The sequence below is a fragment of the Terrisporobacter glycolicus ATCC 14880 = DSM 1288 genome, assembly GCF_036812735.1.
Classification (GTDB): Bacteria; Bacillota; Clostridia; order Peptostreptococcales; family Peptostreptococcaceae; genus Terrisporobacter; species Terrisporobacter glycolicus.
This window is the reverse complement of record NZ_CP117523.1, coordinates 1,758,189-1,770,018: the sequence shown is the minus strand read 5'-3', so window position 1 is coordinate 1,770,018 and position 11,830 is coordinate 1,758,189. Positions and strand designations below refer to the sequence as shown.

Below are 11,830 nucleotides of genomic sequence, written 5' to 3'. Positions count from 1 at the left end.
TTCCCCCTATATAAATTAGATTTTTCTATTATTATAGAATATCAATCTATTGCTTTTTTTCTAATTTTTCAATCCTACCTTTTGTATAATCTAATTCATGATTTATAGTTCTCACTTTATGTTCTAATTCAGATATTTGATGACTCAAATATATAAATCCCCCAGCTACTACAATAAGTAAAATTAAAAATGCAATCATTTGTCTTTGCATTATTTTTAAAATCTCATCTTTATTTATATCTTTTTCCATTAGCATCCCCCTTGTATTTTCTTATATATTAATTTCATTATCATTTGATATTTTTCTTCTCTTTAATTCTGCACATTAGGAGAAGCATCCTTCTATAAACTTCTATAAATCGTCAATAGTCCAACAATTGATACTATGCAGTAAATAAAAACTAGCATGTATACTATTGATAATATATACATCATATTAATCACCTCAAGTATGAGTATTAACACTACTTATGTGATCTAAACGTTGTTGTCTATATATTAATGTTGCTCACCTTAACAATACGATAAATTGGAAATTTATAAATTTACTCCTCAAAAAATCTTTTACTTAATTGTGCAAATTCATCTTCCTTGCTTCCTGTTAATAAAATCTGTTATTGAAGAGTTTCTAAAGGTTTATGAAAAAATTTCCCAATAGTTCTATCATGTTCAACTATACTTCATATTTTCACCTCTAATACAAATTCCTATTATTTAGTTATTCGTTCATATTTGTGTTTTTCTCGATATTGATCATCATTCTGACTTTTTTAGTTCTATCAACTGATTAAAAATTTTCTTTGTAGTATCTGAATTATCTTCATTAAATACAATTACCGAATTTTTAGTTGTAAGCCTTATAAATGGACTTACATTTTTATGTATGCATACCCTAGATTTAAAATTATCACCATTAACTTTATATCGTCCGTTGTTTGTGTTTGCAGAATTAAAACCAGAACCTCCTGAAAGACTTACTTTATCTAATAATTCAACTTTCACAATATCATCAACACCATAAGCGTTATTCATAATTATGACCTCATTATTTTTTATCTCTACTGGTATTAATTTCGAATCACCTTGTTTTATTGCAAAACATATCAATAGACCTACTATTAAAAATATGCCTAATAGAAATACATAACCATATTTCATTACTTTTTCCATGAAAATTTATTCTCCCACCAAATTCCTATTTATCTATATCAGATTTAGGGTATATTTATTTACTTTTTTATAATTTATAACTATATTTATTATCTACATTCTTTACATCAACGGTTATTTCATGCCACATGCAGTAAGTATTAGTGGCATAGTTGCTATTGTTACTATTAATTTTATTTTTGATTTTAAGTTTCTTTTTGCTTTATACTCTTTCACTTGAACAAATGATAAATATAAACATCCTAAAATAATAAGTATTGGCCAGAATAACTCTTCACTCATATAAATTCCCCTCGTTCATCTTTTAATTTGATACATTACCTTCACTTATCATATCTTTTATTACTTTTATAAAATCTTTCTTTTCGTCTTCATCTTTGAAAACACTAAGAGGAACATATGCACATAATATATTTTCATTTGATATTATTCCTACAATATTTTCATCCATCATTATATCTTTTATGTCTTTTTCATTTGTCACCTTAACAGATGATGCGCCATGAAGTAGAAATTGATTGTCTTTTATTTCCAATGTTCTTTTGGCATATATTATTTCAGGATTCTTTTTTGCCATTATTTTAGCAAAAATCTTTGGGTTAGTTGATAATACACGATTTGATAATATAATAGAAGAAAAAATAAATACAGCGCCTACAGCTATTATAAATATATTACATAAAAGTTTGAGCTCTAATAATCTTAGTATTAAACTTATGCATATATAAATTAATGCAAATCTTAGTATAAGCTTTTTATCAATTACACTTTTCCCTTTCATTAATTTGAAGTTCATTTTTAAATAAGATACATAATCATCAAAACTAAATTCATATTCATACTTCATAATATTCTCCCTTTTATTTTTCAGATTTAATATTTCTGGTACTTATATATAAAAGCATTATTATATTGTTGATTTAGATTTTGCCCATGTTTTCCCATTATCTTTTGATTCGTATAGTACAGCTTTATCTCCTTTATAGTCACCATCTTGACCTTGTCCTACTATCATCTTTATCACTCTACCTTCTTTGTAAGGCACCGTTGGAAAATCAAAAATGCTTGTAGTAAGACCGCCTTCTAGCTTTTCTTCACCTTGATTAAACCCTACTATCTTAAATGTTTTCCCACCATTTTCACTACGATATAAAGTTGCACTGTCACCAGATCTATTTACGGTAACTATAAATCCAAGTTTTTCATTTATAAAGTTTATCCCATATATACTTCCAACAGCATCTCCAAATGGGTTTTCATTTATTTTCTCCCATGTAACACCACCATCACTAGTTTTTATTAATTCATAAAAAGTACTTCCAAGAGCTGCATCCACAGGATTTAGTTTATAACCTATTTTATCTGATAAGTAAAATTCCTCTTTACTTGATTTATTAGGATTATTAAATTCATCAGGTTTTTCTTCTTCCTTATTAAGATTTCCTCCAGGAAGAATGTTTTGACTTTTACTCCAGTCTGTATCATTTATTAAATTATATCTAAAAGGAGTTATCTCTTCTTTCTTATTTGGAATATATAAAGATACGCTATATCCAGTTATTTCTCCACTAAATTCTTCTAAATGCATATTATATATATCTTCCAGTTTAAGTTCATGACCATCTTCATAAATATTTATAAGACCTGTTGTATTATATCCCCAGCTTCTTTTGCCACTATAAAGCAGTCCATATTCTCTTTCATTATTTTTTAAGTAGGATTTTTTTATATTAATCGCTCTTACTGTTTCTACTAAAGGATCTAATAATTTGTTTTCGTTGTAGTCACCATTCACTACTCCATCCAGTCTTAGAGTCATTTTATTTGATTTGTTGTCATAAGTTATCAGGTAACTTTTCTCTTGTCCATATTTATTTTTTCCATAAACAAAAGCGTATAAGTCTGTAATTTTTCCATCAGAGTTAAACTTTAGCTGAAACTCATTGCTTATGTATAATTTCTTTGGCAGAGGATACTTTTCATTTATATCATTGAAAATTCCTGCCACACCATATTGGTAAAAATTATTGTGTTCAAATTCAACACTTCTTTCTGTTTTTGCCCTAAGTATAAGCCATGAAAGTTTTCCACCAAAATTTACTGAGCTTTTGTATATGTTGTACCCATAGAAGGATGTAATTGCTATGATCAATGCTATGGATGTGTATATCCAAGGTTTTGATGTTGCTAGTTTGCTTGGATTGTTCTTATTTTTTATAATTTTAATAGATGTAATTATAATAACAAGTACGAAAAATATAGTTAATAGTATTAATATTTGAAGATTGTAATTGTGTCTTCCATATTTGCAGATTTCAGCTAGTTTATAAAAGAAAAAACCGTATGCCATAAGCAGGATTGGGTTTGTTATTAGTGATACGAGTATTTGTTTTACTTTGTTCATATGTACTTCCTCTTTTCTCATATGATTAAATCTATATTTGTATATCAAATTTTAATATATTTTATAATCATAAATTTGCTTATTTATTTATATGATATCAAAAATATTTTCATTTCGCATTATTCATTGGTTTTAAAGTGTCATGCAATTAAAAAAGACCCATGGAACATATAACTATACTCCATAGGTCTATAATGTCGACATAAAACCCCATCATTATCATTATATCTAAAAATCCCGATAAAAAACAGTCTTTTTCTTATAACATTTTTCATATAAAATTAAGTAAATAAAGTTTAAAAGGAGAGATAGTCATGAAAAAGGGAATTCTTTTATTGTCGTCAGTAATTTGCGGGGTATTTTTTGTATTTAAACTATTTAATAGTAAGAAAGAAATGGCAAAAATAAAATAGTATAAATAATATAAAAGATATAGGATTCAGTATTATACTGATCCTATATCTTTTTAATATAAAAATAGTTCATTCATTTTTCTTTCTGAACATACCTTTTCTAATTTTTTTGAAATCGCCAAAATTAACTCTTCATCTACACTTCGAGCTTTATTTGGACAAATAGCTACACAACGCATACAGGAAATGCATTTTTCTTTCTCTACCAAAATTGGATTATCTTTTGAAATAGCATCAACTGGACATTTTATAGCACATAGACCGCATTTTATACATTCTTGTCTCACTTGTGGAACTAAAGGAATAACCTTATATTCTTTATATGGACTATTCCCCGGTACATATAAATCTTTAGTAGCTTTTCCCTGTTTCAGAACTTCTTTAATCTCACTAGAAAATTTTATTAATTCTTCTTTGTCTTGTAAGTCTGGTCTTCCAGTGGCAAATTGATGCATAATTGAATGTTCTGTAACTGAAGCAATTGCTGCAATGCAGAAAAATCCTAATGTTGATAATGTGTCCTTCAATTCTAACAATACATCTTCATATGCTCTATTCCCATATGTTGCTACTAAAATAACTTTTGATCCATTTCCCTTTAACTTCTTAATATTAGACATCGCTAACATTGGTACACGCCCACCAAAAGATGGAACTGCTATAATACAAAGGTCTTTTTCACTAAATGTAAATTTCGAAAAATCTTCCATGCTATTTGACAAATCTAATTCTGTTGTTTCAAAATCAAATTGTCCACTTATTAAATCTGCTATTTTTTTAGTTCCACCTGTGGGACTAAAATATATTTTAAATAGTTTCATATATGCTATATCTCCCCTCTAAATTTGAAAATCAAAACTACTCAAAAAACTTTCCCTTATAAAAATTCTCATTACCTAGTTTCTTGGCCGTAAGCCTGAACATGACGCAACCATCTGGACATACAATATCTTTGCTATATTTACTAGTTCCGCCGATATTCTCTAAATCTCCACCACTTCTGACAGCCTCCATTATAGGAAACATAATCATCATAGTTTTGGAGCAAATTCCCTGTCCATCAGCATTAACAGGACAGCCATAGGTGCAGGTATACTTATCTCCTATTTCCTCGCCATTTCGGCAATAATGCTCTGTTCTGTCACCACGCAGAAACCCTATTACCTCGATTTCCCATTCATACTCCTCATCATACCATTTTTTCATAATAAACCTCCAACCTCAAATTTATTTTCTCATTGTTTATAAATAATCTCCGCTACAAATTTCCATTTATCCCTTAATTATAGCAGAAAAGCCACTGATTTTATATCAATGGCTTTCTTATTCTATCATCAAAGATATCTCCTCTTCAGAAACAATCTTCCACATTGTCAAAATATATATATAAGGTCTGATGTCAACTGGAATGTCAAAATTATTGGAGTACTAAATTCTAGTTATAGTTTGACCTATGGTCTGAACCTTTGTCTACAAATAATGTCAATACTATGTTGTATAAGTGAAAAAAACATATTAATTTTCAAATGATATATCTATATTTTTTATCAACTTGTTACCGTAGTATACATGAATAGTAGTAGTTCCAAGACCTATCCCTGTTATCCTACATTTTTCAAATTCATCACTTACTTTACAAATGGACGTATCATCTACAACATAAGAAAGCTTTTTTTCATCTATCTTTTCTTCTTTATCACTTTCAAGAGTCAAATTCATTATTATAAAATCGCCCTTTTTAAAAACATATGTAGATTCATCTTTTTTATATTCCATATCAAATATGATTTCATTTACTTCTACCTTACTTGTGTTTAAACCTATGAAAATTGCTGTACCTATAATTCCTATAAAAACTAATATAAAAAAAGGAATCACGTAATTATGTTTTTTGTTTTCTGAGCTTAAACTCTGATCATTTTCTTGTAAGTCCTGAGAGTTTATATTATTTTCATCAGTATCATCGAGTTCATGCAAAATTTCTTCATGATTTAAATTACCCTCTAGTAAACACTTTTGTATTTTTTTATCTTTTACTTTAATATATTGGGGCCATTTTAGTCCATATTTCAAATTCTCCAATATGAAATTTATTCTTTTTTGTGGAATATGACTCTCTTCCATAATAAGTCTCGCTTTATTTATGGCTATTATTCTATTTAAATCATTTATGTTTTTATTGTCTAAAAGAATCTCTCCTATGCCCAGATCCAGTGCTTCTTTTAGCCATGCAGATTCTTCTGATAGATTTGGTCTTAATTCATTTATCATTATACTCACACGAGTAGAGTCTAACAATGAATTTTTCCCAAAATTTTTTATTATAAATCTTAATGCTCCACCAAGATTTTCTTCTAATTTTTTATCACTCATTTTACACCCCCTCATATATAAATTATTAATTGATTTATATGTGTAGAACTTTATTATTTTGAGAGAGGGTGTTATTTAATTTACTTATTTTTTTCTATTTTATATTTTTTATAAAGGATATCTTTTAAAACTAAGGCCGTATCTTGGTCGCTAAAATTAAATTCATCTTTGAACTCATCGTATAATTTTGATATTTTTTCGCAATAAGTATTTATGTTTTGCATTCCTTGATATGAATCTAAAATAGGATATTTTTTGCTCCATGCGCTAGTCCAATCAATTTCATCAACTATCATTTCTATACTCGTAATATCACCACTTGGATTACTCTTACTTATAAGATAATCATAACTTACATTATATAGCTGACTTAGTAATTTAATATTTTTTAACTCAGGAACTGTTTGATTTACTTCCCACTTACTTACAGTTTGTCTAGATACATTTAATCTGTTAGCAACTTCTTCTTGAGATAAGCCTGCCTTTTTGCGCAAACTTAATATTTTATCTCCTAATAACATAATAATTACATCCTTTCATTTCTTCAAAGTTAACTTGTAGGTATAGTATACTTTAGGGATAAATTATTTTCTACCAATTGAATTTGGAATTTTGTCAATTAGACTTAACATCTAATGAATTTATATAAATACAAATGCTTGATATTTGCATTCGACTATGGATAAATTAAAAATACACTTTCCAGCGATATACCACTGAAAAGTGTATTTATTAATTAGATTGCTCTTGTATATTTTTTTAACCACTCAGTTTCTTCTTCATTTAAGAATGGTGATATTTTTTCAAATACTTCTTGGTGATAATTATTTAATAGTTTCTTGTCTTCAGCTGTCATTATATCTGGATTGATTGCGTCTAAATCCATTGGAATAAATGTTATTGCTTCAAAATACATAAATTGTCCATATGCATTTTCAGTACCTTTTTTGCAAAGTAATTCATTTTCTAAACGTATACCATGAGAACCTTCAATATAAATACCAGGTTCATTTGTTATAATCATACCTGCATGGAATGGTTCTATTTCTCCTTTACGGTATTGCCAACGGAATCCTGTTGGACCCTCGTGAATATTTAAAAGATAGCCCACACCATGACCTGTACCATGGTTGAAGTTCATATCTCTATCCCAGAATGGTTTTCTTGCAAGCATATCAAGTGTCATACCTGTGCATCCTTCTAAGAATTTAGCACTTCCAAGCTGCATATTACTGATTGCAACTAGTGTAAAGTTATCTTTCATTTCCTGTGAAATTTCCCCAAGAGCGAAAGTTCTTGTTATATCAGTAGACCCTTCATAAAAACCTGCACCTGTATCTGATAGGTATAAGCTTCCTTCTTTTAATTCAACATCAGTTTCTGGACTTGATACATAGTGAACTATTGCACCATGCTCTCCAAAAGAAGATATTGGTTCAAAACTTGGGCGTATAAAGTTACCCATTTCATCACGAAGTTGGTCTAATTTTTCAGATGCACTAATTTCAGTAATTTTAGTTTTTGCCACATTTTCTTTTAACCATTTCATAAATCTTACATGGGCAACACTGTCTTTAATTTGTGCTTTTTTTATGTTTTCAATCTCTACTGGATTTTTGATAGCTTTGAATAAAATCTCCGGATTTCTTTGTTCTACTTTTAATACATTTGATGGAATATTATTATAAAGAGCATAGTTTACTTTTGATGGATCAAGAAGTACAACTTCATTTTCTCCAATTTTTCTTGCATCTTCATATACATTATTGTATGGATGAAGTACAACAGAGTCTTTAGCAAGATTTGCTTTCATCTCATCATCTAATTTATTCTCATCAATGTATAACTCAACAGTATCTTTAGTAATTATTGCATATGCAAGAACTAGTGGGAAGAACTCAATATCATTTCCTCTAATATTTAATGTCCAACATATGTCATCTAAAGTTGTAAGAACATGAATAGATGCCCCTGCTTTATCCATTTCTTCTCTAATTCTTTTTAATTTGTCTGATGTTGATTCACCTGTATATTTAACGTCCAATGCAAATGCTGGCTCTTTTGAAAGAACTGGTCTATCATTCCAAATTTCACTTATAAGGTCTTCATTATAATCAACTTTTGCATGATTTGCTTTTGCGATTTTTTCATATTCTTGACCTTCTCCTACTGATACTACACGTCCATCAAAACCTAATGTTTCTCCAGATTTTAATGTTTCTTTTAAATATTCCTCTATAGTTAAAACTCCTGGTTCACCCATTCTCATTAACTCAACTGTAGTTCCTTCAAGTTGTTTAGCTGCTTGTATAAAATATCTTCCATCTACCCAAAGGCGACCCTCAGTCTTTGTTATAATTGCTGTACCAGCAGATCCTGAAAATCCAGTGATGAATTTTCTAGATTTAAAATACTCTCCCACATATTCACTTTGGTGAAAATCAGCAGTAGGTACTATGTAAGCATCAATGTTTTTTTCTTGCATAACTTTACGTAAGTTTTCAATTCTTTCTACTATATTCATCTCATATTCCCTCTTCTTTTTTATTTTTATTGTCTTCTACTAAATCATATAGTTTTTTCTTAAATGTAACTTTTAATTTATATAACTTTATAAGTTAAGAAATGCATTAAAAGAATCAACTAATACCATATTGCATTATAGCAATTAAATTGTAGCACCAATTATTTATAAGTCAACATTAAATCTACAAAATAATATAGGTAAATATATTAATGTGGAGCACTAATAAAGCATATATTTTTAACTGGATATCTAATTTGTATTTTTCATCTTTAACCATTGTTCTATTTTATATCCATCACTTGTAAACCCTTTGTACGGACCATTATCGCTATACTTCATTGGCAATGCAGTTACTATAAATTGACCTATACTACATAGTAGTATCCCATTAAATATTTTCATTATCAAATAAGGTAATTGTATTATTTCTAAAGTGAGATATAATACAATTGAAGTACATAAAGATGCTATCGGACCACCTGCAATCATTATAATTGATTTGAATTTACTTTCTAGAGTTTCCCAATTAACATAAGCGTAAGATACATCCATTATAGACCTGTATCCATAAATATTTATGACTAACCTATTTAGTTTTACTTTCTTTATCAAATTATAATTTCCGATGTTTACACTAACTTCATTTTTTGTGAATATTAAAGCTGGTATAGCATGACCAAGTTCATGAATAAATGCCAACACAGGCATAAATATAATATATACTAACGGATATATTATAAAATTTATAAAACTAAAGCTCATAATCTCACCCCTAAATTAAGTATATCAAAATTAATAACCCCCTCAATTAGTAATATTTAAAGTGTTCACAAAAATATCTGTTCTAGTTGACACTTTAAATAACAAAAACATCACTGCCAAATTCCTATTTTTAGATATACTTCATTATATAAATTTTATTTATTCTTGCGTTTATTACTATCGAGTACTACTCCAATAAGTAAACCAAGAGACAAACCAATCGCTAAATTTTTAAATACTAAACCGAAAGTAACGCCAAAGCATAATCCTAATCCTAGATAACTTATATTTTCATTTTTCATATTTTCTGCTCCTTCAAATTCCTATTTCTATATTTCCTTAAATATATTATCAATATATACACGCCAGTAATCAACTAACCATTCATTATACCTTTGATACAAGTTAATTAACCTATCTTTTGAATTTGAAAAAATAATACATCCTCTATCATCATACATATTAAAGATAATATTCTTATTTATATTTATAAAATAAACACTTTGACAAATTGATGGCTCTCTACCTTGTTCATAGTTAGCTATTCCTTGTAAAATTTCTTTATATGGTATTGAAGATACCGTACTACTTAATATTTTTACTTTATATGGATATTTAATTTCTATTGTATTACCTTCTTTATTTATATCTTCATCATATGTATACTTAATAGTTTCTTCAAGTTTATGATGACTAATTATCTCATATAAATAATTTGGAGTTGTATTGCCAAGCATAATAACATTTTATTCCATATCTTTAATATATAAAATCATATTTCATCTAATTAGCACACCTATCCATTTCTACTGCAAATTTATTATTGCATTAAAATATTAATTGCAACATTTATTGTATTATAGCATAACGAGTTAAAATAGGTCTTTAGAGTAATGGTCTTTTAGAGAATTAAAAAGTTGCTTCGAAAAGCAACTTTTTTATACTTATATTATAGTAAAATACTCTTTTGATTGTATTTTTTATATAGATAATTGTTCTGATTCCAGTGAAGGATTACTTCCTTCTCTTTTATTCATATCCTTTTTCAACAATTGATAAACAATAGACACTGTAGGAATTCCAAATAAAACACCTTGAATTCCAAACAATCCTCCACCTATCATAACTGCTGCAAATACCCATATACCAGGAAGTCCAATAGAAGAACCTACCACCTTTGGGTAAATAAATTGATTTTCTAATTGTTGTAACACAACTATAAACACTAAAAATAACATTGCCTTAGTTGGTGATACTGTGAAAATCATAATAAATCCAACAATTGCACCAATATAAGCTCCAGCTATAGGAATCAAAGCCGTACATCCTATAAGCACTCCTACCATAAGTGCATATGGGAATTTTAAAATAAACATTCCTACTGTACAAAGTGTTCCAAGTATTAAAGCTTCTGTACATTGTCCAACTATAAAGTTGTGGAAACACTCATCAACTACTCTTAGCACATAAAATGTTCTTTCACTTATTTTAGGAGTTGTGTATGTGTTTATTAATCTAGTAAATTGATTACTTAGTTTTTCTTTTCCACCTAATATATAAATAGCAAATATTAACCCTACTACAAAATTAAATACTACTGAGAAGAAACCAGTTACATATTCTATAACAGTTCCTGCTCCAGAAGTAAACCACTTAAAACCATTATCGATTATTTCTTGCCAGTTTACCATATCCATATTAAAACTAGTTATATCTTTAGGCAACAAGTTTTGTATATTAGGATTAGAATTTAATAAATCAATCATATGATCTGTAAAAGGTGGAATACTAGAAATAAGTACTTCAATAGATGATTTTAGCTCAGGTATTATTAACCTTGCTATTAATATAAATATAATCACAACGCTACCAATTGATAAAAGTATTGATATAGTTCTTTTAAACTTAAGTAATACTTCATTTTTACAGTTTTTAAATAATATTCTCTCGTAAAACTTCATGATAATATTTAAAATATAAGCAATCATGCACCCAATTACTAGAGGGTTGGCTACTGCTATAAATGTCTTTGCTCCTGCCGAAATATTTTTCCAGTAATAAATCAAAAGAAATAGGGCTATTACTGAAAGTCCTATTTTCAAAAACATACTTCTTTCTTTTTTCATTGTAAATCTCCTTTTGCTAATAGGCTAATAGAGCGTTATACCTATTTCCTTAATT

The 11,830-nt window shown here is 28.1% G+C and carries 14 protein-coding genes; all 14 read right to left on the bottom strand.

All coding sequences use genetic code 11. The features are described from left to right. Positions 1-46: 46 nt before the first annotated feature. Entirely contained in the window at positions 47-250 is a 204-nt protein-coding gene (locus tag TEGL_RS08780) for a hypothetical protein (RefSeq protein ID WP_018591185.1), read from the bottom strand. A 506-nt stretch (positions 251-756) separates the two neighbouring features. Next, positions 757-1,170 (bottom strand): hypothetical protein, encoded by a 414-nt coding sequence (locus tag TEGL_RS08775; protein WP_018591186.1) that lies wholly within the window; start codon positions 1,168-1,170, stop codon positions 757-759. A gap of 114 nt (positions 1,171-1,284) precedes the next feature. Beyond that, the gene (locus TEGL_RS08770) at positions 1,285-1,452 is read right to left on the bottom strand and encodes a hypothetical protein (RefSeq protein WP_018591187.1); all 168 of its coding nucleotides are present in this window, start codon (positions 1,450-1,452) and stop codon (positions 1,285-1,287) included. 22 nt (positions 1,453-1,474) lie between these two features. Beyond that, the gene (locus TEGL_RS08765) at positions 1,475-2,017 is read right to left on the bottom strand and encodes a hypothetical protein (protein WP_018591188.1); all 543 of its coding nucleotides are present in this window, start codon (positions 2,015-2,017) and stop codon (positions 1,475-1,477) included. Between the two features lie 60 nt (positions 2,018-2,077). Next, positions 2,078-3,574: a WD40/YVTN/BNR-like repeat-containing protein gene (locus TEGL_RS08760; protein ID WP_018591189.1), complete on the bottom strand. Its 1,497-nt coding sequence runs from the start codon at positions 3,572-3,574 to the stop codon at positions 2,078-2,080. Positions 3,575-4,040: 466 nt separating this feature from the next. Further along, a complete protein-coding gene (locus tag TEGL_RS08755; RefSeq protein WP_018591191.1) occupies positions 4,041-4,808 on the bottom strand; it encodes a 4Fe-4S binding protein in 768 nt (255 codons plus the stop codon). A gap of 37 nt (positions 4,809-4,845) precedes the next feature. Further along, the gene (locus TEGL_RS08750) at positions 4,846-5,193 is read right to left on the bottom strand and encodes a TIGR04076 family protein (protein ID WP_018591192.1); all 348 of its coding nucleotides are present in this window, start codon (positions 5,191-5,193) and stop codon (positions 4,846-4,848) included. A gap of 309 nt (positions 5,194-5,502) precedes the next feature. Further along, positions 5,503-6,360, bottom strand: coding sequence for a hypothetical protein (locus TEGL_RS08745; RefSeq protein WP_018591193.1), 858 nt, complete (start codon positions 6,358-6,360; stop codon positions 5,503-5,505). A gap of 80 nt (positions 6,361-6,440) precedes the next feature. Then, positions 6,441-6,881, bottom strand: coding sequence for a helix-turn-helix domain-containing protein (locus TEGL_RS08740; protein WP_018591194.1), 441 nt, complete (start codon positions 6,879-6,881; stop codon positions 6,441-6,443). 215 nt (positions 6,882-7,096) lie between these two features. Beyond that, entirely contained in the window at positions 7,097-8,884 is a 1,788-nt protein-coding gene (locus TEGL_RS08735; RefSeq protein WP_018591195.1) for an aminopeptidase P family N-terminal domain-containing protein, read from the bottom strand. A 252-nt stretch (positions 8,885-9,136) separates the two neighbouring features. Beyond that, the gene (locus TEGL_RS08730; protein ID WP_018591196.1) at positions 9,137-9,649 is read right to left on the bottom strand and encodes a hypothetical protein; all 513 of its coding nucleotides are present in this window, start codon (positions 9,647-9,649) and stop codon (positions 9,137-9,139) included. Positions 9,650-9,804: 155 nt separating this feature from the next. Next, positions 9,805-9,951: a hypothetical protein gene (locus TEGL_RS08725; protein WP_018591197.1), complete on the bottom strand. Its 147-nt coding sequence runs from the start codon at positions 9,949-9,951 to the stop codon at positions 9,805-9,807. Between the two features lie 27 nt (positions 9,952-9,978). Further along, positions 9,979-10,386: a DUF3885 domain-containing protein gene (locus TEGL_RS08720; RefSeq protein ID WP_018591198.1), complete on the bottom strand. Its 408-nt coding sequence runs from the start codon at positions 10,384-10,386 to the stop codon at positions 9,979-9,981. A 243-nt stretch (positions 10,387-10,629) separates the two neighbouring features. Next, positions 10,630-11,775, bottom strand: coding sequence for an AI-2E family transporter (locus tag TEGL_RS08715; RefSeq protein ID WP_018591199.1), 1,146 nt, complete (start codon positions 11,773-11,775; stop codon positions 10,630-10,632). Positions 11,776-11,830: the final 55 nt, after the last annotated feature.